We start from the raw sequence: 26,869 nt of genomic DNA, 5'->3' as shown, positions 1-26,869 counted from the left end.
AAATCCCCCCATGGATGCAGGAAGAGTTCACGATCATGTGATCTCTTATATACCTGTCTAACATAAGGGGATTGTTGACTTAAACGCAGGCTCTGCTTGATACAGCGCATGCTTCATCCGATTATTTATTGAAAGTAATTTTCTCCAAACCGTTCTCAAGAATGATCGAAGTGTTCCGCGGCTGTGTTTCCGCGATTTTGCGGCCGCCTCTGAACGAATAAAGCACTCCGGCCTGTTTGCGAATGGTCTCGTACTCGTTCTCTGCTTCAAGAACGATGAAGTTGGCTGGTTTACCTTCTTCAATGCCATACATATCCTCGATATTCAACGTTCTTGCGCTATTTTTCGTAATAAGATCGATTGAATTTACGATTTGATCGTATCCGAGCAACTGGGAAGCATGAATACCCATGTGCAGTACTTGAAGCATATTACCTGTGCCTAGCGGATACCATGGATCAAAGATGTCATCGTGACCGAAGCATACATTAAGTCCGGCTTCCAGCAGTTCTTTGACGCGAGTTAATCCTCTTCTTTTCGGATACGTGTCGAAGCGTCCCTGCAGATGGATGTTAACCAGAGGATTGGAGACGAAATTTAGGTCAGCCATCTTCAGTAATCTAAACAGTTTGTACGTGTATGCATCATTGTATGACCCCATCGCCGTCGTGTGGCTTGCAGTCGTGCGGGAACCAAGCCCGCGCTCGTAGGCTTCTTTGGCTACGACTTCCAAGAAACGGGATTGCTCGTCATCGATTTCGTCGCAATGGATGTCGATCAGGCGGTCGTATTTTTCAGCGAGGTCAAACGCAACTTTCATCGAATCGACGCCATATTCTCTTGTGAATTCGAAGTGTGGAATACCACCCACAACGTCAACACCCATTTTCAACGACTCTTCTAATAATTCCACGCCGTTCGGGAAGGAGTGAATACCTTCCTGCGGAAAAGCGACAAGCTGGATGTCAATGAATGGTGCCATTTCTTCTTTCACTTCAAGCATTGCTTTAACAGCAGTCAAGCTTGGGTCAGTGACGTCTACATGTGTTCGTACATGCTGGATACCCTGCGCGATCTGCCATTTCAGTGCAGTTTTGGAACGTGTTTTAACGTCATCATGTGTCAGGGAGGCTTTGCGCTCTGACCAACGCTGGATGCCTTCGAATAGTGTTCCGCTCAAATTCCATTCCGGCTCACCTGCCGTTAACGTTGTATCCAAGTGAATATGAGGTTCAATGAACGGTGGCAGCACAAGGGAGCCGCCCACATCAATGACTTCCTCATTCGTAGTTGATTCCAGGGACTGCGTGATAAGATCAAACTTCCCATCTTTCACAACAATATTCCATAAACCTTCTTTACCCCGCAATTTTGCGTTTTGTATAATCATTTGTATTCCCCATTTCTTTGGATTTTTTCGTAGATAGGATCAGCATCAATGCGGTGTATACAACCGCTGTTCCGATAAGTGCGTTTAGTGGTGTTATTCCTGGGGCTAGCTGGGCAAAGGCCACACCTATTGCCCAAGCAACCATCGCTATCCAGTTTACATTCTTGAAAGTCATGTCGGCAAATGGTTTATAGTTTCTACGCTTCACAATAAAATAGTCTGCGATGATTATGGCCCCGATGGAAGGTATCGCCGCGCCCAGCACATTCAGGAAACCGACGAAATTGTTGTACATCCACATGGCAAATACGGTACCCACAATGCCGTTAACGATGACGAAAAACTTTTTAGAGATTTTTGTGATATTTGCGAAGCCCAGCCCTGAAGCGTAAAGTGCGTTATCGTTGGTCGTCCAGATGTTCAGCCCCAGAACGACGATTGCAGGAATGAGCAATCCTTGCAAGAACATAACCTCTGAGATATCTGCCAGATTATAAGCCATTGCGCCGACTGCGCCGAATAGGAACATAAGTGAGTTCCCCAGAAAGAACGAAATGACTGTTGCAGTAACCGCCTGCCGGGACGTCTTGGCAAACCGGGCAAAATCGGGCGTCAGCGTTCCGCCGCTAATGAATGACCCTATACAAATGGTCAAAGCTGCTGCTGTGGTGAGCGACTGAGTCGGTGTGTAATCAAGCAACCCTTGCAGACCTCCCAGCGTGTCTACTCCTTCGAACACGGAGTAACCACCAAGAATAGCAATGGCCGGAACCGCTACATAGCCCAGAATGACGAGCGACTTCATGCCGAAGATGGCTGATGCCGTCATTGCGAGACCAAATACGAAGATCAACAGGTACACATTCCAATCCATCGCTCTGGCGACGGGTACTGCGAACATGGCCACGCCGACACCGAACCATCCGACCTGTGTGAAGCCGAGCAGGAAAGAAGGAAGGTAGGACCCTTTTTCACCGAACGCATATTTTGCAAGCAAATGCGTGGAAAGCCCTGTTTTGGCAGCGATATGTGCCAGTGCTCCCGTATAGATGCCTAGTGCAAGATTACCTGCAAGCACGATTCCTATGAACTCCATGAATGTCAAGCTGACACCTAACGTCCCCCCTGCCAGCATGCTTGCCGAAAAGAAAGTGAATGCCAACATGACGGAAAATGTCTTCCCAAAATGATTTCTCTGCGTTTTTGGCACTGCTTGCCACGAAAACTCTTGATCTTGTTTACTCATCAGAATACCCCCAGTATAAAGTGTCCTGATACCAAAAAAGCAGAAACAAAAGAGGCTACTTGTCAAGTTAAACTGACAAGTAGCCTCTTTTGTTCATCATAACCCGCGCCAAGACACAGAGCATCCCTTGACGGAATATGCCCTGCTTCTCGCGTGATTATAAAAATCCGCTGTCCTTGTCAGCCTCTCTGGACTGAATTAAAGGTACCAGTATTCAATTACATTCTATTATTTTAGAAAAACCTATGGATGTCAATGTCATTAATATCCATAGGTTTAAATTCTCTTTTAAATGCTGCACATGGAATTTTTATGGGGCGGATGTTGAACATGGCACTTGCTCCTAGCGCAAAGCCTTATGTGGTAAAGGATAACCTCACTTTTGGAGTGTCTCCTCTTCGAATCAGAAACGCCCTGTTCCATAGTCCAAACGGAGGGGTTATTTAATTAATAAATTCATAATTGTATCTAGCTGAAGCTCTAATGAAAAAGGGTCCTCCATTACGAATTCATCATGATAGTTATCACCATCGCCATTATATACAAAAACATAATCCCATCGGAAGCACTTCAAGTGAAATCGATTCAAACCCCTCCGCCATATTTTTTGCACTTTCTGTTGGTGGCAGCTGCAGCGTGTCAATTGCGACGAGCCGTTCGCTCTATGCCATCAGCGATTACTTTGTAAAGTTGGTGCGGTAAGTCGTGTCCCATGCCGTCAACCAACATTAGCTCAGCGCCCGGAATGGCAGAAGCCGTATCCTCGCCACACGCCGGGACGAATAGGGGATCGTCCACCCCATGAATGACAAGTGTTGGTACTTTTATGGTCGCCAGCCGCGGACGACGATCACCGGAGACAGCGATCGCAGCAATTTGTCGTCCAATACTGCCTGGATCGTAGGCTCGCTGGACTTCCTCCAGAATGAGCGCTCGATAAGCGTCCTCTTCAAACGGATAGCCGGTGCCGGCGATACGTTTAGCAAAAGAGACGCTGTGCGCCAAAAATCCTGCTTCATCCTCAAATGGGTTCGGCGCTGGTTTAGTCATCATCGCCATGACATCCGGGGAAGTTTGCGGAAGTGTTGGATTACCGGAACTGGACATAATGGAGGTGAGTGATAAAACCCGTTCAGGGTACTCACTGGCAGCAATCTGGGCAATCATTCCTCCCATCGACCTGCCAACGAAATGTGCCCGGTCAATTGAAAGGGCATCGAGTAGTCCGATAGCGTCGTTGGACATGTCATTGAGAGTGTAAGGGATGTCCGGTCGCTTTCCCGACATGAGAGCCGTCGCCAGTGCGTCAAAATCCAGCGTCGGATATTGGCTAAAATGCGTCGAGCAACCTACGTCGCGATTGTCAAAACGGATTACGTGAAAGCCCCGCACTGCTAATATCCGACAAAACGAATCCGTCCATCGGATCATCTGGGTTCCAAGCCCGGCGATTAGGATAATAGCTTCGTCATTTTCATTACCAAAACTGTCATAGGCCAATTCGACGCTTTTGACTTTCAGAATGTTCATGATTATGTTCTCCTCCAATTAATTCGGTATTGTAAGTTCTGTCATAGGCAGAAGGCGTGAATCTTCGATCGCTGCAGTCCGATGCCCGATACCGGCCATGTAGTCTTGATGACTTGAAAAAGCAAGAAACGACTGCGCGCTGCTCTGGCGGATCATCATGACAAGATCCCATCTTTCGTCTTCGGGTCCAATAAGAAACTCTCCGCCATCGCCAAGAAACATGATTTCACCTCCGCTTTCACGGAGAAATGGGAGGGTGTGCTCGATATGCGGTTGAAAGCTTCGGCACCGCTGATTGGAACCTCGGGTGTTAGTTCAGGATTGGCTGTGTAATCGGCAACATCACGAAAACGCATGAGGTTCAACATGACGATGCTGCCCTCGATGCCTCGCTTATAAACCTCATGCCAGCACGTTGCGATAGTTCGATGTAACGATTAAATTCAAATTCTGTCATAGTGCGGCTCCTTTCATCGTTCCTTTTTTTATTCTAAATTCCTTACGCATACACATTCTTTCGTTCATTTGTTCCCTTCGGGGAATGCATCAGCGGCTAATTTTTTGATATGGTTTCTGATATCAGGTGCCCAGTTATCGATAAAGTGGTAAAAACAATCCGAATTATCAGCATACAGTGCCCGCAGAGCTTCTTCGTATTGATGGAAGTTCCCGGCCATAGCTGTCATAAAGTAATATGTTGCTTCTTGTGACTCTCGTATCTTGCTCTGTTTTCCTCCAGCACGGCGAGCATCACCAACGAGTTTTCGTAATGTTACCGACGCCCCTCCAGATTGACTTTTCAGCCATTCCCAATCTTTTGGTAATAATGTAACCTCACCAGATACAACCCCCAGCTTGGGTCGACCGACCCGCCGTGTAGGCTGGTTATTCATTTCCATATCGGGCAAATCGCCAAACTGTTCTCCTAATCGTTTGAGCACGTCATCTGTCTTCCCACGGAAATCAACATCTATTTGCTTCCCCGTGGTATCGTCAAATATAAGCAGCTGTGTGAGGTCTCTGTCATCCAGAGTATCCTTCACTGTAGTAACAACGTGCTGTAACGAACCACTGGCGACGACTCCCACACCCAAAATGCTGTGCAGCAAAAGCGCGTTTGATCATCTTTCATTCTATAGATCCTCCTCTGAATACTTCACTAATTTTACCCGGGTAAAATATATTTTGTCGTTGGTTATGGAGGGATTAAATGCAAAAGGCGCGGCCTAAGAGAAACCGCGCTGTTGAGGGTTAGTGTTTGCTTTATGTTGTTCATGCAGTGTTTTGATGTTGCGTTTTAACATTTCGATGAGTATATCCTTATTCGCATCATTTACCTCACGCTTTGTTTGCTTTGGAGTGGGTGCTTGTGATTGTTGACGGCGTAAGGAATTCGATCCTCTCGCAGATGGCTGTACGGTCATAATTAACCATTTCCAGCACTCACCTTTCTTTTTATACGGTCTTGTCTACCGAAAATGTTGTTGCCTTCTTGAAGGTTAGTTAGTATCCCCTGATAACGTAGTAGATTTTTCTCGTTCTTCTCAGCCATATCTTCACGACCATGTTGTTTTGCTGCCACAATAGCTTTTGATGTGGTTTTAATATGCATTTCACTTTTTTTCAAATAACACTTGGATTAGAAACTGATCTCTGATATTTGTTATTGCGTATCAACATGTAACGTTTGTGTTATCCTGTAGGATAACTTCTTGTACTCGCATCGACCTTCCCTTCCAATATTCTGCTAAAATGTAGTTAATGTATAATGCAAATATCCCTCATGAACAAAGGAGAATTGAAAATGAGAAAACTCGTTCTATTTCTTCACGCATCGCTTGACGGTTTTGTAGAAGGGCCGGATGGTGAAATGGACATTGGCTGGGTTTCCTACGATGCTGATTTGGAGAAACATGCGAAAGAAATTCTGAGTACTGCCGACACTGTCATTTGGGGACGTGGGACTTATCAGATGATGCACAGTTACTGGCCATCTGTGCCTTCGAACCCATCAGCTTCGCAGCATGAACGGAATCATGCCGAGTGGATCGAAAAGACAGCCAAAATCGTTTTTTCCACGACGCTGGAGAAAGTCGAATGGAATAATTCGAGACTCATCAAAGAAGATGTCGAGGATGAGATTAATAACCTCAAACAACAGCCAGGCAAGGATATGGTCATCCTCGGCAGTCCTAGATTCGCACACCAGCTTATGCAGCTTGATTTAATTGATGAGTATAAAATCACAGTTTCTCCCGTTCTGATCGGTAAGGGATTGCCGTTATTCCAAGGTCTCAAGGAGAAGATCAATCTCAAGCTAACCGAAAACAAGACCTTTGATTCTGGAGCCATAGGCCTCGTTTACCAGACGGTAAGATGACCTTCTCACTTAAGGTGATTACCTTAACGTGGAACGTTATTGGAACGACAACTGCGGCAGTCTAATACTTTATTTTCACCAAACAACTGGACAAGATATTTATCTAAATAACAACAATCCGATCACCCTACAGGGAGCAATCGGATTGTTGTATAATAAATTATTGTTCAGCCGCCAATTGCAGAAAATGATCTGCAGCCAAACGGACAGCCAGAATACTTGCGCTGTTTAGTGAATTATCAAAGATAAGAACATGATTGTTTTTCACAGCTTCCAGTGAGTTCCATGCCTTTGAAGTTTCCTTCTCCTTGATGGCCGCCTTTGCGATATCCATATCATGCTGAATAATAATATAATCGGGATTCATGCTGTATAGCCCCTCCAGAGAAAGCGCTCCGCCCTCCTCGGGATATCCCTTTGGTGGCAACAACCCAAAGCCCGCTGTTTGATTGTAGTACATCGTGTTTTTAGAGCCTTGAGCATTGAAATTGGCTTTTCCATCGACCCGTAGCAAGGCAAAGGTCTTATTTTCAAGACTATTTAACTGTTTTTTCGTATTGGCAATCATTTCTTGGGTTTCCTTAATGGCTTGTTCCGCTAACGTTTCTTTTCCAACGATCTGAGCACACAGCATCGTCGTTTTTTCCCAGGTATCGGTGTAGTCAATTAAGATGACTGGTGCAATCTTATTTAACTCATCATAATTGCTATCAACAGAACCCTTGAAGGTTACAATCACATCAGGCTTTGCATCCATGATCATTTCCAGATTCGCATTGCTGTTGCCTAAATCAATAATCTCAGCAGTTCCGGCATAAGGCTGTAAAGTAGCGAAATCTTTCATTGCTTCCACTGCGTTAGTTGATGCGATTGGTGGAGTATCTAGAGCGAAAAAGTAATCTAAATACAAAGGATGAAGAACCGCTATCCGCTCAGGCCGTGTTTTGAGCACCACTCCATTGTCGCTGGCATCTGCAATTGTTCTTGGCCATCCCGCTTCCACGATCTTGCCGACTACAGGTGCAGGTGTGACTGAAGTTTCGGAACATCCAGCCAGTAATCCTGCAAGTATAATGAAGGATGCAATCCATCCAAATAATCTATTCATTTGACTCCTCCTTGAGTTGTTATCATTACTATCTGTATAAATGTTTCATTAAATCACGGTTTTTCTGTATGAACAGGTCATTGTGTGAAGACACCATCCCGGTCGAATTTGCCTCCGGCGTGATGTATTGTTTGGCCTGGTTTACCGCATTGGCAGAATCCTGGAACGCTCCCGCTATCAGGTGCAGCTTTCCTTCATGATGCAGAACATCACCTGCCGCATAAATGCCAGGCACGGATGTCCCGCTCATTGCTGATCCTGAAATCCGATGTTCCCACAGATCTAATTTAATTTCACTGTTCAACAGCAGTTCTTTGTCGCGTTCATAACCGTGATTAATGATGACCTCATCAACGGACAGCTCAAATCCTTCTCCGTTGTCATTGCTTTTTAGCAGAACAGTCCCTATTCTTTCGTGATCCGGCGTGGCAATCAATTTTTCGATTGAAGTATTTAACAAGCACACTACGCCATTGTTCGCCAAACGCGAAATATCGGCTTCATGCCCCTTTAAGTTCTCTTTCCGGTACGTTAAATACACTTTCTTGGCAATCGGAGCCAGTTCGTTCGCCCAGTCAACAGCAGAATGTCCGCCACCCGATATTAGAATAGTCTTCTCTTTGAAGCGGGCAAGTGACTTCACCGTATAATGCAAATTTGTGATTTCAAATCTTTCGGCACCCTCGATTTCAAGCTTGATAGGCTTCAGAATACCTCCTCCAATGGCCAATATTACAGTTTTAGTGAAATGCTTCTGGTTTGCGGCCGTGTGCAATACGAAGTAACCTGCTGCATCTTTCGAGATGGATGTGACCTTTTCGCTAAAAGCAACCTCCGGCTGGAACGTCATCCCTTGCGCAACCATTTGTTCAATAAGCTGTGAGCCAAGAATAGGTTGTATGCCTCCCACATCCCAGATCATCTTTTCCGGATAGACATGCACCTTGCCGCCAAGTACAGGCTGAAATTCAATGATTTTGGTCTTCATTTCGCGGAGTCCACTATAAAATGCTGCAAATAATCCGGCCGGACCACCGCCAATAATCGTAACATCAAACATTTCCTCTTCATGCATTGTTCAATCACCTCAACTCTCTTTTTTAAATCCCTAGATGCTCACGAAAAGTGCACCCCGTATATTCACTTCGGAACAAGCCTCTCTCAACCAGCTTCGGTACCAGTTTCTCAAAAAACAATTCCATAGATTGTTCTGAACCGCCCGGCAAGGCAATGAAGCCATCCATAGCCCCCGCATCAAACCGCTCAATAATATCGTTCAGTACGTCCTCGACTGTCCCGACAGATACCCAATGAGCAGATCCGACAACCTCCGGCCTGTCCAGGATCTCTTTCACTGTAGGCTGGTTTTTGATAATATACCGCCGCAATAGTTCGGCATGTGTCCGGCTGCGGACGGCTTGATTGGAATCGGGTAACATATTGGCAGTTACTTGCACACCTAAGGGGTACCCGCTTAAATCAAGACCCAACACAGATTTAAGCGAAGCATGTCTGCGTTCAAGATGTAAATTCGCATGTGCAGCCTTATGTAATTCAAGTGCTTCTTCACGCGTATCGGCCAGGAAAAAATATAATCCCGGCAAAACTCTGATAGCATCCGGATCACGGCCCTGCTCAGCCGCTCTTCTTCTCAGATCACTCCTTAGCTCCACTCCTGATTCAATATCCGGCATTGCTGCAAAAATAGTATCTGCAACGGAAGAAGCGAAATTCCGTCCAATATCCGAAGCGCCGGCTTGAAATAGCGGAGGCGTTCCTGACCTGTGAGCAGGTAAAGTAAGCGGTCCTTTTACACTGAAAAATTCACCAGAATGATTTATAGCAGTCACTTTATCCTTATCCGAGAACATACCTGACTGACGATCGATAACAATTGCTTCATCCGGAAAACTCTCCCACAGCTTGCATACAACATCCGTGAACTCTTTTGCCTTGGCATATCTCTCTTCCGGTGAAGGCATAGGTGAATCGCTGAAATTATCGGCGCCTTCAATAGAAGTGACAATATTCCAGCCGGCACGTCCATTGCTCAGCCAGTGTAAAGACTGAAGCTGTCTTGCTACAACATAAGGTGGATTAAAAGTGGTAGAAATCGTCGTCACCAGTCCGATCCGCTTGGTTTCACGGGCTATCGCTGCAAAAAACAATGCAGGGTCCGGGCTGCCGAAATTAGAGGAATCCCCTAACATCTGCGGGCTAACATACAGATAATCAGCCCTGAATAGAAAATCGAGCTTAGAATTCTCCGCCATTTTTGCCAAATCAATATAATATTCGATAGACCCCATCTTTTCGACTCCGCTATCCGGGTGCCGCCAGCCGTCTCCTTTCATCCAGGTTGCATTTAAGGACAACCCAATACATAATTGTCTGTTTCGTGTCATATCTCCCAGCCTTTCATTTATAAATCAATTTACTGATAATGATTCTCAGTTACAAGGGTGAGTTTATCAAAAATTTAAATGAATTCAAATATACAAATCTCAAATTCTACATGCATCATTATTTAATCTAAATAAAAAAGTCTGCACTTCTGGTTCATCACCAGTAGCTGCAGACTTCATTCAAGTATAAGTAACTCGATATGTATATTATCTATAGGCAGAGGGAGAAACGCCGAATTTCTTTTTAAATAAACGGCTGAAATACAGCGGATTGTCATAACCGACGCGCTCTGCAATCTCGTGGATAGGAAAATTTCCTGCTTTAAGAAAGTCACAGGCTCGTTCCATACGATAATTAACGACATAGTCGATTGGACGCAGCCCCGTATATTTGTGAAAGAAGTAAGAGAAGCGGTTTATACTCATTGCATGCCGTTCCGCTAACTCACCGAGTGTAAGTGAATTCATATAATGGAGTTTAATATATGCAAGGGCTTCGTCAACCATCCTTTGATTCGGTGAACTGTCGTTCTCTCTGTCACTGCAAGCAATCAGAACCTGATGTATTAGGCTTAAGAACAGCTCTTTGATACGCAGCTTTCCAATTTCTCCCGACGGATGGGTATTCTGATGAAGCATGATTAGTAATTCAATAATTTTTAGATTGGCTCCTGGCTCCAGCTTGAAATGAGAGTCGAATTCGGTAGTACTATTCATTTCTTCTGGCATATCCAATTTATAAAAAAGTGAGTAATACTCAAGCTCTGATTGTCCTATAACCTGCGAATCCATCTGCATGCCTGGAGCCGCATGAAATACTGAGCCTTGCCGTAATTCATATACCGTTCCATTCACTCGTATCCTGGCTCCCCCGCGAATGATAAACAGAAATCCATGCTTAACGGTGGTAAATTCACTTAATAAACTTTTGGGCTGGATAACTAACCTGCTTCTGTCTTCTATATCATAGACACCTTTAGTAAATGCCTTTGCTAATTTGTCCAAATTTATCAATGTTCTGCACCTGCCTTCTAGCTTCAAATCGTATAGTCAAGTAGAAACGGCACATAATACCGTACAAAATTAAGGATAGTAAACAATTCCTAGCAAGTCAATTTAACCATGTTGTTAAAAACACAATGTTTTCCGTCATAATGTTGAATACCATGGGCAGTAGGTAAGGGCGCTTGGATTCGAACTATGCTATTAGAATGAAATAAGAAAGGTAAGGTCCTTGGATTTACCAAGAGCCTTACCTTTAATAGTTGCATAAATATTAAATTCAATTTCTTCCTTAATAGCCCAATTATAACGGTAAATCTTTTTCCTTAAAAATACGAATCCCTAGTACATAAAGGACAATGCCTATTACAGCAAGTGAAATAAATTGTATGGAGTAGCTTCCACCATTTAAGATGGCATTCGTGTCGAACAATGCATTCATGGATATATATTTCAACTTCTCCAAACTGCTGTCAACATCCCCCATTAATTTAAGGAGGAAAAATGCCATTGGAATCCCCGCGCCCCATGCTAACGAGTTTTTGGAAAGATTGAACACACAGGAGAAAAAGAAGGATATACCACTTGTTGCAAACATTAGAAGAAATAAACCTAAGTTAAGCGTTAGATAATCGGTTTTATTGAAATCCATATCCCCTTGGAATACTGATATGGCAGTAAGACCAGCCAGGGTAATGATAGCGAGCATAATGATGAGTGACAGAATTAAGTAAACGGCTTGCGTACGAACTACCGTACTTCTCTTCGTCGGAGTAGAAAGTAAATAGGCCATTGAACCTCTATCTACCTGCGAAGCGACGAGACTATTAGCCGTCATAATGATAAACACGATAGGTAATAGTACACCCTGAATACCATAAAAAGTTTTGGAGAGCATGCCAAGGAACGTAGCATCCCCCATAAGGTTGGCAAGTGGAGTGTCTTTAACCATATTCGACATGTCGGTAAGGGTGCTTGGATTAAACACTGCGATAAGAACGACATGAAAAACGGACATGATTACTGTAAAGATGAGCCATAATTTAAAATTCGCTTTGAGTGTTTGTTTGAAAATCGGTTTGCTAAGCATTAGATGTTTCCCCCTCATATAATCCTTTGAAGTAGTCCTCAAGTGTGTACTTTATCTCTGCTATAAACTTGACGGGATACCCTTTTAAAGTCCTAAATAATTGGTTGATCTCTCGGTCATTCATTTTTAGAAAGACTTGGTTCTGACTGTCTCGCTTCTCTGCAAAATCAAAAGGTTCTGACAAAAAGCGTTGATAATCCTCATGGGACAGGAACTCGATTTTATAGACTTTATCTTCACTGTGTTTTACTTCAGCTGTTGCTTTTACAGCAATCAATTTTCCGTCTTTAATTAAAGCGACCTTGTCACAGGTATGCTCAACTTCCTCAAACATGTGACTAGACATGAATATCGTCTTGCCCTTTTTCTTCTCTTCATTCAAAATGTTAACGAACTCAGCCCGCATAAGTGGGTCTAATCCTGTAGTAGGCTCATCCAGAATTAATATCTCGGGATCGGCCATCAATGCTGCTACAATCGCTGTTTTCTGTTTCATCCCTTTCGACATTCGCTTCAAGTTGGCTGTGGGATCAAGCTGTAGCTTTTTAATGATACTCTCCGCATAGGACATATCCTTTAATCCCAACAATTCCGCTTGTCTTCTTAGAAACTCTGTTCCTGTAGGCGCATCTGGAAAGGCAATCTCTCCTGGAATATAACCAATAAGCTTTTTAATTTCGGCAGAATTTGTCCAGCAATTCATACCATTAATGGTCACAGCACCGCTTTTTGGTTTCAGAAAACCCATCATATGGCGAATGGTCGTCGATTTACCGGCTCCATTTGTGCCTACAAATCCAAAAACCTCACCTTTCTCAATAGAAAAATCTAGGTTAAACAGACCTTTTCCATCTCCAAAGTCTTTAGTTAAATATTTAATTTCGATGTATGGCATTAGGTTGGGCACCTCCTGTTGCGTTTGAACTCCGATCATAAAACTTCATGAAATAGTCCTCTAAGGTAAACTTTTTCTCCGAGAAAAACTTAAGATCATAGTCGGAAATAAAGGAAATAAAACGATTGATTTGATTGTCGTTGATACTTACTATAGCTTGATGTTTGTGTGGCGACAAAGATAATACTTCAATCTCCTGCTGAGCACTTACATCATTGTTAAAACCGTTAAAAGCTTCTTCAGATTTGAATTCGAGCTTAAAGGTTTTGATCTCGTTGTGTCGTAAGTCATTGGCTACAAATGAAGAGATTAAGCGGCCATCCTTGATAATGGATATCTTGTCACAGGTTGCATCGATCTCGGAAAAAATATGACTCGATAATAAAATGGTTTTACCTTTTTCCTTCTCTTCCTTAATGAAATCAATAAACAGAGCTTGCATCATCGGATCTAAGCCGCTGGTGGGCTCATCAAGCACTAGTACTGCGGGATCGTACATGAATGCGGTAACAATGGCTAGCTTCCGCTTCATGCCTAGCGACATCCGTTTCAAGCTGCCCGAAGGATCTAATTCAAATTTCTTAATCAGCGCTTGCGTGTGTGTCATATCCGTGATACCTCGCAACTCTGCCATCATTTTGATGAATTGTGTCCCGGTCAGAGCCTCCGGCAACGCGATTTCTCCAGGTAAATACCCCAACTCCCGTTGGATATCGCTTGCTCGCTCCCAGCTATTAAGCCCATTTACTAAGGTGTGTCCTTGCTGTGGACGGGAAAAACCCATGATATGACGGATAGTTGTTGTTTTTCCAGCTCCATTAGGTCCTAAGAAACCATATACTTCTCCCTTATTAATGCTAAAGGAGATATCGAAAATCCCTCGATTATGACCATAATCTTTGGTCAAATGCTCAATCTCGATAACAGGCATTATATTATCCACCCTTTCTGCTCAACACTCAAAAGAACAACGTGTTGTTTATCTTTATATTTTCAATTATAATCACAATGAAGACATTCAACAATAATCAGAACAGTCGAAAGTGCTGGATATCCAACACTAATTGGGATTGTGTACATTATAAAGATCAAGGAGATGACTTTTGATGCGAGAAACGGATAAGGATTTGCGAATTATTAGAACAAAGGAACTCATTCGGGAAGCATTAATTGAATTAATTGAGGAAAAAGGGTTCGAAGGCATTACCGTTAAAGACATTACAACTAAAGCCAGAATTAATCGAGGCACTTTTTATTCACATTATCAGGATAAATATGACTTAATGAACAGATGCCAAGATGAAATTTTGGCCGAAATGAAAAATATTGTTAAACAGAATCTTGGCGACGTTATTACAGAACATCATTCTAATATTCCCCAAGCCGCTCCCATAAATATTCTTGTTGGATTTTTTGGACATCTTGAGCTGAATAGAAAGTTTATGAAAGCACTTTTTAAAGCGGATTTAAATTTTCAAACGAAGATGAAAGCATTCATGTGGAAAACGCTGTTTGTAAACAATGAATTTCCTCTTATTAAGCAAGAAAATTTACTTGTCCCTAGTGAGTACCTAATTGCTTATTTAGCTTCAGCACATATCGGCGTACTTGAACAATGGTTGAATGGTGATGGAAAAGAATCTCCTGAGGAAATGGCCAGAATACTGTCTACAATCACGATCCAAGGTCCATTCACTGCAGCAGGTTTGAAAAACTAAGCCCGGTTAATAATTCACTCAACACCTAACCTGTCATTGTTGATTGATTAGAAAGAATCTATATTTTAAGATATAGTCAGATCAACGATCAACACGTTGTTCATTAACTAATCTAATGAAGAGGTGTTTAATATTATGAAAGCAGTAAGATATCATCAATACGGTGCAGTAGAAGTACTTCGATATGAGGAAGCTCCTACTCCAGATGTAAGTGCAGACGAAGTATTAATTAAAGTTGCGGCAACTGCCTTCAATCCTGCAGATGCGATGCTTAGAATGGGTGTTATGAAGGATATTCTGCCACTAGAATTACCTTTTATTCCAAACGTGGATGTATCAGGGGTTATCGAAAAAATAGGTGAATCCGTGAATGGATTCCAATTTGGAGATAAAGTATTTGCTTTTCTCGACATGACCAAAAATGGTGCGGCCGCGGAATATGTAGTCTGCAAAGCTAATGATGTAGCTTTAGCACCTAAAAATATTGATTTACAAGATGCCGCAGCTCTTCCCGGTGGTGCGATGACAGCTTGGCAAGGTTTATTCGACCACGGTAATCTTCAATCCGGCCAACGGGTATTGATCACAGCAGCAGCTGGTGGTGTAGGCTCCATCGCCGTTCAACTTGCAAAATGGAAAGGTGCTTACGTCATTGGAACGGCTTCAGAAGAAAGTATCTCCGCTCTTCAAGACCTGGGGATTGACGAAATCATCAATTATAAGAATGAATTAATAGAAGAAAAACTAACTGAGAAGGTGGATTTAATTTTCAACCTCTCCCCTCTTAGCTCAGAAGAAGTGACAAAATTACTGCTTTTGCTCAAAGATGGAGGCACCCTCGTCTCAGCTTACAATCCGGCAGACGAAGATGTAGCTAAAAACTTGGGGGTTCATGTGGTGAGAATGGGCGTGCAGCGTAATGCTGAGCAATTGTCCCAAATCGCAGATATCGTGGATCAAGGATATGTAAAGCCTTTTATTACGGAAAGATTAGTACTAAAAGAGCTTGCTGCTGTTCACGAGAAAGTAGGACAAACGCGTGGAAAAATCTTGCTTCTAGTAAATGATGTGGTGTGAGAATAACTACAAACCGGTATAGTTAGTATCTCAAAAAAGAAGCGTTGCTGCTCTCAGCCTCACTTCTTTTTAGTTTGCCTTACAAATTCATCCCGAAAAATTTGATCTTCACATAAATGATTGCCATTTCTTCAGGGGATTGTTTCATGTCACTATATAACCAATCCTCAATAATGCCAAGATAAGCTGAAGTTGCAAATGCTGAGAAATATTGTTTAGGGATCGACTCATCCTGAAAGCTATCGATTAATCCTGCAAAAACACCGTTTTTCAAAAACGACTTCAATTTTTGTGAGAAAGCAGGATCTCCTTTTGCACCTAATAGTCCGCTTAAAATCCTTCCCTTTTGTTTTAAATATTGAAAAACTTGAACCAACGGATCATACGGAGTGTTAGCCTTATGACATTCCAACATCTCTTGATAATTCAATATGTGCATATACTCTTCTAAACCTTCCAGTAATTCAATCTCCATTTGTTCGAGCAAGTCATATTTATCCAGATAATGGAGATAAAATGTGCCACGGTTTATTCCTGCCGTAAGTGTCAAATCTTTAACTGTCACATTACTAAATCCTTTTTCCTCGATTAATTGCATTAATGATTCTTTGATTAATTGGCGCGTTCTTTCAGCTATTTGTTCATGGACTCTCTCTGTCATATTCATCTAACCCTTTCGAAGACCTTTCATTTAGAATAACATCTTATTACATAAAAAGTATTGGCTATAATATTAAAGTGAGTAATTACTCGCTTTTTATTGACAGATAACCACCATGCCGTTAAAATAACAACGAGTAAGTAAGTACTCACTTTTTATCATTAACTTATCATCAAATCCTGAAAGTGGTGAATTGATTATTGAATATTAACAACCTGTTTAACGAGATTTTAATTTCGCAATCCACAAAGTTAACGGCAAAACAACAACGGATTGTAGAGGCAGCCATTCGATTATTTGCTGAAAAGGGTTATTCCAATACTTCTACTGCAGAAATTGCTAAGTTAGCCGAGGTGTCAGAGGCAAGCATCTTTAAACAATATGGAACAAAGGATAATCTGTTATTATCTCTTACTGTCCCCTATATTAAAGAATTCTTCCCTTCCCTCGCGAATGAGGCAGTTGATCAGATAATAGGGAATGCTGATTCGACCTTTGAAGGATTCTTAAGGGCTTTTCTTAAAAATCGGATTGAATTTATCACGGAGAACAAAGAAATTTTCCAGGTTCTCATCAAGGAGATTATTTATAAAGAGGAATTGAAAAATGAATTTCTTCCTTATTTTACAGAAATAGTAAAGCCCCGAATTGCTAATTTTATTGAAATATTCATAGATCGAGGTGAACTGAAGGACATCCCGATTGACAGACTTCTAAAATTAATTTACTCATTCATTGGCGGATTCATTGCTACTCAGTTTGTATTGTTAAATAAGGATTCAATCAGTGACGAGGAAATTGAGGATGCGATCCATTTTGTAATGGATGGAATTCGGAAATCATCTTCGGATCATTAAGATATTATAAAAAGGAGTGGGTTAACCATGAAATTCTTTAAAAACAAGTTCGTACTGATTTCGCCAATTATGGCATTCTTGGTCATCTTTATTTTTTCACTTGCGCTTTTCCCTTCCGTTCAAATCAAACCAAAGAACATGCCAATCGCTATCGTAAATGCAGATCAAGGAATTGACATCCCCAATCAAGGGAAAGTTAATATGGGGCAAACGATTGTTGAGATGATTCAGAAAAACTCGTCTCCAACCTCCGACGAGGAGCCAGCAATCAAATGGTTGGAAGTAAATAATATCGAGGAAGTACAAAACGGTTTAAACAAACAGAATTATTACGCGGCACTTTTCATTCCGGAAGACTTTAGTGCGAAGCAAGCCTCTTTGAGCAGTCCAACACCTAATTCACCTGAAGTTCAGATTTTTATTAATCAAGGTATGAATACTGCGGCTTCCACAATGGCTGGGCAAATCCTGAACGGTGTTGTTGATAACATGAACAACAATGTTCGTACTCAGATTGTAGAAGGGTTGAAAAAGAAAGGTGCAACATTGACGGTGGAGCAAGCTTCCGTTTTAGTAAGTCCTATAACCAAGACGGTCACTAATGTGAATGAAATCGGCACGAAGAGTGCTAATGGAAATTCCCCTATTTCCTTATTTCAACCGCTTTGGATGGCAAGTATGGCGAGCGCTGCGGTTCTCTTTCTTGCTGTTAGCAAGATGAAGACAACGACTCGAAAAGACGCACTTGCTGCGAAGTTAACACAGATTGTTATGGGGGCTGTTATTGCGTTAGTCGTTGGCTTTGGATTAACTTGGCTCGCAGAAAGTATGATAGGTCTTCATATCCCTCAATTTATGGATACAGCACTATTCTTAACCATTACATTCTTTAGCTTTTTCCTTATGATATCTGCCGTAATTTCGTTCGTAGGCATCAAAGGAATCGCTATCTTCGCCTTAATCCTTTTCTTTGGTGCACCATTACTTGCATTAGCCCCAGAAATGATGTCTCCATTCTATCGGGACTGGGTGCACTCTTGGTTGCCAATGCGTTTTATGGTGGATGGTCTTCGAGAGCTGTTCTTCTTTGGTAAAGGATTAAGTTGGAACGATGCCGTATCCACACTCACTTGGATTGGCCTAGGGAGTACGATCGTTATTCTTGCTTCTGTTTTGAAACCTGGAGCAGTAAAAGCTCCACAAAAGCTTGAAGGGTAGTTATAATCATTTTCTAAGCCGATCCAGAAAAGGATCGGCTTTTTTTAAAAGTCAGTCTTGTCTGTTTTCAACAGATTTCATGCGGTTTTGATCGTCAGGTACTCGATCATTACTGAATTCCTGGCCAGCTTCAACTTCACCATGACCGGAAGCACTTCGAGCGAAATTTGTGAACTGCCTTTTTTGCTCGTCTAGCTTATGTTTACTCTTAAGAAGCTCCTGCGGATCCTGATTTGTCATAATACTATCCTCCCAAAATGGAATCATGCTATTTATTTGCACAACAGAAGTTTTCCATAAAAGAATGGTGCTTATGCAAGAAATTCAAATTCCTATTTTCAACGAAAAATTTCTATTACTTTATTCAAAACAAGGTATTCTAAAACAACTAACCCAACGCAAATAATAACAAAAAACTGAAGTCTTGCAGTATTCATTCTATCCTTCCAATACTCTCCTCGGAATAATGAAACGATGTTAGGTGTAAAAGTATGTCTAATCGTTTCGTTATAATCATCATTATCCACAAAGAACACGCGAAACAATACTTTATATATTGGAATATTTATTAATAGTAGAAAAATAATCATCACAAGATCAAGACTCAATTTACACGCCTCCCCATATTTAGTTATCCTAATTTTACCACATAAATAACTGTAGACTTGGGAGGAGGATGAATTTTATATCGCGTAAAAAAGGGGTATCCCACACTGGGATACCCCTTTTTAAGCTTAGCTTATCGTTTCACCCTTCGTGCAAAATCCACGAACTGAAATTTATCCAGCCTATGCCTGGACTCGGTATATTGGAAAAGCACTGTGTTCTCCAAATAAACATAGTTTCGTACTACTACGATATGCGTGTAATTCTTCAAATCGAGCAGTCTATGATCCTCCTCTGTAGAAGGCTCAACGGATATCAGCTTCTTCGCATAACTGATTTTAAGTCCCAACTCTTGCTCCAGATATTCATAGAGTGAGCCTTCAGCGATTTCTTCGCTTAGGAATGGAACAATATCCGCTCGGAAATAATCCTTATCCAAAATGATCCGATCGCCTTCAATCTCTCTGGCACGAATAACTTTCCAGACCAGGGTTTCAGGCGGAATCTGCAGATGTCTGGCGAGCGCGGAGCCTGCCGGTTCACATATCGTCCGCTCTACCAGTGTCCGTGAGGCAGTACCCAGTGTATCGGCCATCTCTTTAAATGAAATCAGACCGGTAACGGGGAAATCCATTCTCGTCATATCAAGCACAAAGGAGCCTCTGCCCTTAATTTTGTGAATGTATCCTTCACGGAACAGCAGGTTCAGCGCTTTGCGAACAGTCTCTCGTGAAGTGCTATATGCTTCAGCAAGTTCACTTTCAGAAGGCAGCTTGGTTCCCGGCAGCAGTTGTCCAGAAAGAATTTGGTTGCTGTACTCATTATAAATTTGCAAATATTTATTTTCTCTCAATTTTGATCACCGCCCTTTATTGTATCACGTCATGCCTTTGGAAGCATCGATTCAATTAGAATACGGCAACAAGGAGAAACGATTTTGTTATCCTTTAAAGACGATAACCATTTCTCGTGGAAATATAAGAAAAATTTATAGCGTGAAACATACAAATTCTTATATTACAGAAAGACAGCCCCTAGGGGCTGTCTTTCTGTAATATAAAGTCTTTGCCAATAGAGTCTATATCAACCCTTGAGATGAATAGTCAAGATGCTAGATTGTCTAGCTGCAGCTGGTCCCGTCTTCTCCTCAATCTTCTCCACCATATCCTGACCTGCAGGAATGATGATTGGAGTAATCAAAGGGTAACCTGCTGCGCGGATGGCCTCCATATCAAATTCCAGCAGAAGCTCGCCCGCCTGCACCTTGTCGCCAATATTCTTATGGGTGGTAAAACCATTTCCTTTAAGCGACACCGTATTAATTCCAACGTGAATAAGTACTTGTACACCACTTGCATGCTCCAATATAAGCGCATGTTTGCTCTTGATTACATGAGCTACTGTAGCATCAAAAGGTGCATATACTTTACCCTCAGAAGGTTCGATTGCAATTCCCTCGCCCATCTGTTTCTCAGCAAAGGCAGGATCAGGCACCTGATCTAGAGATACTGCAGTTCCACTGAGTGGAGAGATAAGCTCCAGAATATTCACGGATTCCTGTGTCTCTTGTACTGTAGGGCGGTTATTCAAATCGTTTGTTTCGCTCACAGTACTAGCAGACTTTGTAGCTGGGTTCTTTTCAGAACGCCCCACTACAGAACGACCGTAGAGTACAGTGGCGACAAATGGGACAATGAGAACAATAAGCATGCCAATGAAGAACACGCCCCACTGGTTAGGGAATATCGAAAGGAAGCCGGGAATCCCGCCTACGCCAATGGAAGAAGCGCGAACCTGATTAACGGTAAGAATCATACCGGCAATCCCTGAGCCGATCATCCCGAAGATGAAAGGATAACGGTAGCGGATATTCACTCCGAAGATCGCCGGCTCCGTCACGCCGAGGAATGCAGAGACGGAAGATGTAGCCGCCAAGCCTTTTGCCTTCTGTTCTTTGACTACGAACATCATTGCCAGTGCCGCGGCACCTTGTGCAATATTTGATAGCGCTAACATCGGCCAGAGGAAAGTGCCGCCCTCGCTGCCGATGAGCTGCACATCAACCGCCAAGAAGGTATGATGCATACCAGTGATGACCAGAAGCGAATAGAATCCGCCGTAAATCAAGCCACCAAGAAGCGCAAAATGATCAAATACAAAGATCAGGCCGGAGGTGATGGCATTGGCAATGCCAAACGTAACCGGTCCGATAATGGTGAAGGCCAGAAAACCTGTAATCAACAGAGTCACTGGCGCAACAACCAGCAGTTTAATGGAATCATGCACCCGGCGGTTGAGGAATTTCTCCAGCCTTGCCAGAATATAGGCCGAAACCAGCACTGGTAATACCTGTCCCTGATAACCGATCTTCTCCAAATGCCAGCCAAACAAATTCCAAGTTGGAACAGTTCCCTCAGTGGAAGCACTTGCATAGTTATAGGCACTTAATAGATCTGGGTGCACGAGAATGAGACCCAAAACGATCCCGAGCAGAGGACTGCCGCCGAAACGTGTAACAGCTGCCCAACCGATAAGTGCTGGTAAAAAGGTAAAAGCTGTGCTAGCAATCGTATTAATAATCGCAGCAATGTCTTTCCATGCGGGATAGACATCCACCAGCGACTGATTATCAAAGAAGATACCAGGTCCGGTCAAAATATTATTGATCCCAAGCAGCAAACCTGCGGTTACGATAGCCGGAAGAATAGGAATAAATATATCAGCCAGCGTCTTGATCGCACGCTGCAGAGGATTCTGTTTTCGGACAGCAGCGGATTTCACTTCATCTTTGGAAGAACGAGAACCGCCAGTGATTTGAATCATTTCATCGTATACTTTATCTACTGTTCCCGGTCCGATAACAATCTGAAACTGCCCCTGGCTAGAAAATTGTCCTTTTACTAATTCGTTGCGGTCCAAGGCTTCCGAATCCACCTTGCTTTCATCATACAGCGAGAATCTCAGCCGGGTTACACAATGTGTCGCAACCTCTATATTCTCCTTGCCCCCAACTGCGCGTACAATATCCTCAACATTTTTGCGGTCTATAGCCATATTTTCACTCCTTACATATTTGATTTGTGCTCCTACTCAAGTACACTTCGTTAGCGGGTTAACCACATATAGGAAGCATAAGGACTAAGCTGAAGCTCTTGTGTTAATGCAGGTGTTTCTGTTGTATTTTCAATCAGAAGCTTGTCTTTACCAGATGATAACTCTGCCCAGTGACTTTCTTCAAAACGGAAGGTAATCTCTTTGCTGCTGAAGTTCGAGACCACTACAAGCGACTCTCCATCTCCTGTTCTGGCGTAAGCGAACACTTCAGGATGACCATTATCGAGTCTCTTGAAAACACCTTCAAGGAATATCTCATACTCCTTGCGTAGTGCAATCAGCTTGCGGTAATGATGAAAGATGGAATCGGGATTTGCTAGCTCCTTCTGCACATTAATGTCCGAATACCGCTCATCAACTTTCAGCCATGGAGTACCTGTGGTGAATCCGGCATTTCGGCTTTCATCCCATTGCATCGGCGTACGGGAATTGTCCCGTGAACGTTCCTGAAGAATACTCAGAGCAGTCTCAGGGCTTTTCCCCTGTTCGCACAAAATACGGTACATATTCAGTGACTCAATATCACGGAACTCATCGATGCTCTTCCATACCGGATTTGGCATCCCGATTTCTTCCCCTTGATACACATAAGGTGTTCCCTGAAGTCCATGCAGAGTTGTTGCAAGCAGCTTGGCACTCTCTACACGGTAGACCTTATCATCAGTGAATCTGGAGAGGGCACGCGGTTGATCGTGATTATTAAAAAATAATGCGTTCCAACCCCGGCCTTTCTGCATTTCCGTCTGCCACTCTGTGAACAAGCTTTTCAGCGCCTCAAAATCAAAGGGCATTAGCTCCCATTTCTGTCCGTTCGGATAATCGACTTTTAAGTGATGAAAATTAAAAGTCATGGAAAATTCCCGCTCTTTAGGACTCGAGTACCGGATGCAATGCTCCAGTGTAGTTGAGGACATCTCTCCGACCGTCACCATCTCATACGGACCGAATACCTCTTCATACATCGCTTTGATGTATTCATGGACCCGTGGACCGTCAGTATAGAATTTACGTCCATCCCCCGGTGAAACACTTCCGTCATCATCAGGGAAGCGCTGATCCTTGGAGATTAAATTAATTACATCCATTCGGAAGCCGTCTACACCTTTTTTAGCCCAGAATAGCATCATATCATTCACTGCTCTACGTACCTTCTCGTTCTCCCAATTCAGATCCGCCTGGGTTTTATCGAAGAGAGTAAGATAATATTGTCCCGAAGCTTCATCAAACTGCCAGGCTGGGCCCCCGAACTTTGACTGCCAGTTGTTGGGTAAGCCGCCGTCCGGAGCCGGGTCCTTCCAAATATAATAATCACGGTAGGGATTGTTCCTGCTAGAAATGGATTGTTTGAACCACTCATGTTCTGTTGAAGTATGGTTAACCACGATATCGATCATGAGCTTCATTCCAAGTCTGTGTAGTTCCTGTACTAACTCGTCGAAATCCTCCATCGTACCAAAATCCGGGTTGATATTTTCATAATCCGCAACATCGTAACCGTTATCATGTTGTGGCGAGACATAGACCGGCTGCAACCAGACGATATCAATTCCAAGCTTCTGTAAATAATCTAATTTTTCAATAAGTCCTTTAATATCTCCTGTTCCGTTGCCTGTAGTGTCCTTAAAGCTCTTTGGGTATACCTGATACACCGTAGATCGGCGCCACCATTCCGAATACTGGGACTGACTCAAGTTGAACACCTCCAAAAAAATACTTTATGTCAAATATTAAACCTGTATATACAAGTTCAAACACTTCACACAGTTTAAACTTGTATATACAGGTTGTCAATACTTTTGCTATCAAACCTTCTGGCGGTTCTTCTTTTATTAACCCATTTGATATCGATGATTTCTTCAGGCGTTAAATTCATTAGACTAGACAGACAAAAAGCCGCTTTTGAGCGGCTACCTGAAATTGTACAAAAAAACAGGATACCTATTTCTTAATACAAGTAAGGTATCCTGTTCCTATTTTTTATTTAGTTTTTTTAAGCTTTAGCTTCATTTTGACCTACAGGTTCAATTAAAAAATGATACCGATGATCAGAGCAGATAAAACGCTTACAAGTGTGGCACCAAATAACAGTTTTAAACCAAATCGTGCCACAATATTCCCTTGTTTTTCATTCAATCCTTTCACAGCGCCTACAATCGTACCGATTGATCCAAAGTTAGCAAATGAGATTAGAAACACGGAGACAATGGCGGTAGTACGCCCACTTAAACCATCTTGGATCTTAACAAAGTCAAGCATAGCAACGAATTCATTCGCAACAAGCTTTGTGGCCATGATACTGCCTGCATCAACAGCTTCATGCCATGGGACACCGATAAGAAAGGCAATGGGTGCAAAGACATACCCTAAAATTCCTTGAAACGAGATACCGAATACTCCGCTGAAGACCCCGTTAATTAAAGCAATGATCCCAACGAAACCAACCAACATTACACCGACTACTATGGCTACTTTAAAGCCATCCATAATATACTCGCCTAGCATTTCAAAAAACGTTTGTTTTTCCTCTACCTGAACCTCAACAATATCTTCTTCAGGTGTAACTTCATACGGATTAATGATGGATGAAATGATGAATCCGCCGAATAGGTTTAATATTAACGCAGCCACGACATACCGAGGTTCTAGCATCGTCATATATGAACCAACGATTGACATGGATACCGTCGACATTGCAGATGCACATAATGTATACAATCGATGTTTTGGTAATAATCCAAGCTGGTTTTTCACTGAAATAAACACTTCATTTTGTCCTACAATTGCGGCTGCAACTGCATTATAAGATTCCAATTTGCCCATGCCATTTATTTTACTTAGTACCAAACCAATATATTTGATAATGAACGGGAGTATTTTGTAATGCTGCAATATCCCAATTAATGCCGACATAAAAACAATTGGCATCAAAACATAAAGGAAAAATGTATGGGCCCCTTCATTTGCAATCCCACCAAAAACAAAGTCAGTCCCTTCATTGGCGTATCCAAGCAATTTTGCAAAACTATCGGCAAACCCTTTAATTAAGAATTCACCTATACTTGTTTTTAGTATAATTAATCCCAAACCGATCTGAATAGCAATCATTACAATGATTGGTCGATATTTAATCTTTTTCTTATTGTTACTTCCGAGCCATGCTAGTAATAGAACAATAACCAAACCAGCAATAGAAATTAGATAATGCATTTTTAGCCCTCCAAATTATCGGTTAATTTTTTCGGAATCCTCATATCGGAATGAATCTTTCCACATTAACCCTTGTTCCAAAATAATCGCCAACAGGCTTCCGCATATTAATCCATTATTTAAAATGGCTATCACGATCGGAGATAAATGGGCCGTAGCTGATGAAGGAATAAACATTAAACCCACACCCACTAAAAGGGAAATTCCACTAACGATAAATGTTCGTTCTTCATGAATGACCTTCTTCAATTCCTTTAGTGCTAGTCCGACCATCTTCACAAAAATGACGAAGGTAACGGAATAGCCTATGGGAGCTGGAATCGCTGATATAACATTCATCATTGGCGGAAATAAGGATATTAAGATCACAAAGCAACATCCAATTAAAAATGATCTGCGCTCCTTCATCCCTGTTTGTTCAACATATCCCGCCGCTCCCGAGATAGGGACAGAACCGACCGCTCCTAAACCGCCACTAATAAGATGCGTAATTCCAGAAGTAAACCCGGCGCGCAAATAACGACGATGATCCACTTGCTTTTGTTTCATAACGGTCTCCATCAAACGGATGGACGCAACTGCATTGGTTATTAATAACAGAGTTAATAAAAATGCAGTAGTGATCGTCCCGGCATCGAATCGTGGTCTGCCAAATGGGAATATTTTCGGTAGCTTAAATAGAGTATCCGCATGAGAAAACACAGGTATATTACCGCAGATAATAAATAATAGGCAGCCTATCAATATACTGAAAATTATTGAAAACTGGCTGAGTACTACAAAGCGACTTTTTCCTAACCAAAAGGTAATGCATACCACAATCACACTAAGGATGAATACTTTAACATCTAACATGGAGTGGGCTATGGTAATCCCCATCATCCCTTTCATAAAAGATCCACTTAATTGAAAGATCAATAAAAGTAAATAAATAAAAGTGATGGTTGGAGTAAATAGACGAGCGATTTTATCCATTAGCTTAAATGCTGAAATTAGGATAAATAACACACCGCTAATGATCATTGCCCCACTTAAAGCTTGTAAAGCACCATTGTTAGAAGAATAAAGTCCCCCCACTAAACTTGCGTAAATCGTAAAAATGCTCCACCATAGCCCTGCCGGACCTTCATGGATAGGGAATTTATGACCCATCACGCCTTGTAAAAATCCAGCTATCCCTAAAGTAATCATTGTGCTCTGGATAAGCCCGGAAGTCTCTATGGGTGTTAAGTTATATAAATCTGCGATAGCAATGGGGGCAGCAATTGCACCAGCGATCATAAAAATCATCCACTGCAATCCTGACAGTATTACCTTCATTTCTTTCTCACTCTCTTCTCTAACAACACTGCTCTTATCCATAAA

The 26,869-nt window shown here is 42.3% G+C and carries 23 protein-coding genes and 2 pseudogenes; 5 read left to right on the top strand and 20 right to left on the bottom strand.

Going from position 1 to position 26,869, the window contains the following annotated elements; all coding sequences use genetic code 11:
• Positions 1-121 precede the first annotated feature (121 nt).
• The 6 genes and pseudogenes from MHB64_RS15835 to MHB64_RS15810 all read right to left on the bottom strand — a co-directional run.
• Positions 122-1,390, bottom strand: a complete 1,269-nt coding sequence (locus MHB64_RS15835) for a cytosine deaminase (RefSeq protein WP_094868955.1) — start codon at positions 1,388-1,390, stop codon at positions 122-124.
• Complete coding sequence (codB, locus tag MHB64_RS15830; protein ID WP_341134842.1) at positions 1,359-2,636, bottom strand: cytosine permease; 1,278 nt, start codon at positions 2,634-2,636, stop codon at positions 1,359-1,361. Before codB ends, MHB64_RS15835 begins: the two co-directional genes overlap by 32 nt.
• 639 nt (positions 2,637-3,275) lie before the next feature.
• Complete coding sequence (locus MHB64_RS15825) at positions 3,276-4,166, bottom strand: alpha/beta fold hydrolase (RefSeq protein ID WP_341134841.1); 891 nt, start codon at positions 4,164-4,166, stop codon at positions 3,276-3,278.
• A gap of 18 nt (positions 4,167-4,184) precedes the next feature.
• Positions 4,185-4,388: a hypothetical protein gene (locus tag MHB64_RS15820; RefSeq protein ID WP_341134840.1), complete on the bottom strand. Its 204-nt coding sequence runs from the start codon at positions 4,386-4,388 to the stop codon at positions 4,185-4,187.
• Between the two features lie 299 nt (positions 4,389-4,687).
• Positions 4,688-5,298 (bottom strand): annotated as a pseudogene (locus tag MHB64_RS15815) (DUF2239 family protein).
• Positions 5,299-5,592: 294 nt separating this feature from the next.
• A pseudogene (locus MHB64_RS15810) lies at positions 5,593-5,790 on the bottom strand (transposase); the annotation flags it as partial.
• A gap of 180 nt (positions 5,791-5,970) precedes the next feature.
• Here MHB64_RS15810 and MHB64_RS15805 point away from each other — a divergent pair.
• Positions 5,971-6,546: a dihydrofolate reductase family protein gene (locus MHB64_RS15805; RefSeq protein ID WP_341134838.1), complete on the top strand. Its 576-nt coding sequence runs from the start codon at positions 5,971-5,973 to the stop codon at positions 6,544-6,546.
• A 160-nt stretch (positions 6,547-6,706) separates the two neighbouring features.
• On the opposite strand, the gene MHB64_RS15800 is transcribed toward MHB64_RS15805, so the two are convergent.
• From MHB64_RS15800 to MHB64_RS15770, 7 genes are all read right to left on the bottom strand, one after another.
• On the bottom strand, positions 6,707-7,654 hold the full coding sequence (locus MHB64_RS15800; RefSeq protein ID WP_341134837.1) for an ABC transporter substrate-binding protein: 948 nt from the start codon (positions 7,652-7,654) through the stop codon (positions 6,707-6,709).
• 28 nt (positions 7,655-7,682) lie between these two features.
• Positions 7,683-8,729 (bottom strand): NAD(P)/FAD-dependent oxidoreductase, encoded by a 1,047-nt coding sequence (locus MHB64_RS15795; RefSeq protein ID WP_341134836.1) that lies wholly within the window; start codon positions 8,727-8,729, stop codon positions 7,683-7,685.
• A gap of 25 nt (positions 8,730-8,754) precedes the next feature.
• Positions 8,755-10,059 carry an NtaA/DmoA family FMN-dependent monooxygenase gene (locus tag MHB64_RS15790; protein ID WP_341134835.1) on the bottom strand — a complete coding sequence of 435 codons (1,305 nt, stop codon included), beginning with the start codon at positions 10,057-10,059 and terminating at the stop codon, positions 8,755-8,757.
• A gap of 207 nt (positions 10,060-10,266) precedes the next feature.
• Positions 10,267-11,064 (bottom strand): helix-turn-helix domain-containing protein, encoded by a 798-nt coding sequence (locus tag MHB64_RS15785; protein WP_341134834.1) that lies wholly within the window; start codon positions 11,062-11,064, stop codon positions 10,267-10,269.
• A 301-nt stretch (positions 11,065-11,365) separates the two neighbouring features.
• Entirely contained in the window at positions 11,366-12,151 is a 786-nt protein-coding gene (locus tag MHB64_RS15780; RefSeq protein ID WP_094868964.1) for an ABC transporter permease subunit, read from the bottom strand.
• Positions 12,144-13,046 (bottom strand): ABC transporter ATP-binding protein, encoded by a 903-nt coding sequence (locus MHB64_RS15775; protein ID WP_341134833.1) that lies wholly within the window; start codon positions 13,044-13,046, stop codon positions 12,144-12,146. The genes MHB64_RS15780 and MHB64_RS15775 overlap by 8 nt, the downstream gene beginning before the upstream one ends.
• Positions 13,027-13,977 carry an ABC transporter ATP-binding protein gene (locus tag MHB64_RS15770; protein WP_341134832.1) on the bottom strand — a complete coding sequence of 317 codons (951 nt, stop codon included), beginning with the start codon at positions 13,975-13,977 and terminating at the stop codon, positions 13,027-13,029. Before MHB64_RS15770 ends, MHB64_RS15775 begins: the two co-directional genes overlap by 20 nt.
• A gap of 175 nt (positions 13,978-14,152) precedes the next feature.
• On the opposite strand from MHB64_RS15770, the gene MHB64_RS15765 reads away from it, so the two are divergent.
• Both MHB64_RS15765 and MHB64_RS15760 read left to right on the top strand, forming a co-directional pair.
• Positions 14,153-14,764, top strand: a complete 612-nt coding sequence (locus MHB64_RS15765) for a TetR/AcrR family transcriptional regulator (protein WP_341134831.1) — start codon at positions 14,153-14,155, stop codon at positions 14,762-14,764.
• 135 nt (positions 14,765-14,899) lie between these two features.
• Positions 14,900-15,841 carry an NADP-dependent oxidoreductase gene (locus MHB64_RS15760; RefSeq protein WP_341134830.1) on the top strand — a complete coding sequence of 314 codons (942 nt, stop codon included), beginning with the start codon at positions 14,900-14,902 and terminating at the stop codon, positions 15,839-15,841.
• 79 nt (positions 15,842-15,920) lie between these two features.
• On the opposite strand, the gene MHB64_RS15755 is transcribed toward MHB64_RS15760, so the two are convergent.
• Positions 15,921-16,502: a TetR/AcrR family transcriptional regulator gene (locus MHB64_RS15755; protein WP_341134829.1), complete on the bottom strand. Its 582-nt coding sequence runs from the start codon at positions 16,500-16,502 to the stop codon at positions 15,921-15,923.
• A 200-nt stretch (positions 16,503-16,702) separates the two neighbouring features.
• Between MHB64_RS15755 and MHB64_RS15750 the strand changes: the two genes are divergently transcribed.
• On the top strand, positions 16,703-17,359 hold the full coding sequence (locus MHB64_RS15750) for a TetR/AcrR family transcriptional regulator (RefSeq protein ID WP_341134828.1): 657 nt from the start codon (positions 16,703-16,705) through the stop codon (positions 17,357-17,359).
• Positions 17,360-17,386: 27 nt separating this feature from the next.
• Positions 17,387-18,577: a YhgE/Pip domain-containing protein gene (locus MHB64_RS15745; protein ID WP_341134827.1), complete on the top strand. Its 1,191-nt coding sequence runs from the start codon at positions 17,387-17,389 to the stop codon at positions 18,575-18,577.
• Between the two features lie 51 nt (positions 18,578-18,628).
• Here the strand turns inward: MHB64_RS15745 and MHB64_RS15740 are convergent, their stop codons facing one another.
• From MHB64_RS15740 to MHB64_RS15715, 6 genes are all read right to left on the bottom strand, one after another.
• Positions 18,629-18,817, bottom strand: a complete 189-nt coding sequence (locus tag MHB64_RS15740; RefSeq protein WP_042188410.1) for a hypothetical protein — start codon at positions 18,815-18,817, stop codon at positions 18,629-18,631.
• A 499-nt stretch (positions 18,818-19,316) separates the two neighbouring features.
• On the bottom strand, positions 19,317-20,036 hold the full coding sequence (gene treR / locus MHB64_RS15735; RefSeq protein ID WP_341134826.1) for a trehalose operon repressor: 720 nt from the start codon (positions 20,034-20,036) through the stop codon (positions 19,317-19,319).
• Positions 20,037-20,266: 230 nt separating this feature from the next.
• Positions 20,267-22,237, bottom strand: a complete 1,971-nt coding sequence (gene treP, locus MHB64_RS15730) for a PTS system trehalose-specific EIIBC component (protein WP_341134825.1) — start codon at positions 22,235-22,237, stop codon at positions 20,267-20,269.
• A gap of 50 nt (positions 22,238-22,287) precedes the next feature.
• Positions 22,288-23,988, bottom strand: coding sequence for an alpha,alpha-phosphotrehalase (gene treC, locus MHB64_RS15725; protein ID WP_341134824.1), 1,701 nt, complete (start codon positions 23,986-23,988; stop codon positions 22,288-22,290).
• A 334-nt stretch (positions 23,989-24,322) separates the two neighbouring features.
• On the bottom strand, positions 24,323-25,504 hold the full coding sequence (locus MHB64_RS15720) for a NupC/NupG family nucleoside CNT transporter (RefSeq protein ID WP_042188403.1): 1,182 nt from the start codon (positions 25,502-25,504) through the stop codon (positions 24,323-24,325).
• Positions 25,505-25,519: 15 nt separating this feature from the next.
• Positions 25,520-26,866, bottom strand: coding sequence for a purine/pyrimidine permease (locus MHB64_RS15715; RefSeq protein WP_256989714.1), 1,347 nt, complete (start codon positions 26,864-26,866; stop codon positions 25,520-25,522).
• Positions 26,867-26,869 lie beyond the last annotated feature (3 nt).

Source organism: Paenibacillus sp. FSL K6-2859 (assembly GCF_038008265.1).
GTDB classification, from domain to species: domain Bacteria; phylum Bacillota; class Bacilli; order Paenibacillales; family Paenibacillaceae; genus Paenibacillus_AQ; species Paenibacillus_AQ nitricinens.
Note: the sequence above shows the minus strand (reverse complement) of the source record. Positions and strands in the feature narration are given on the sequence as shown.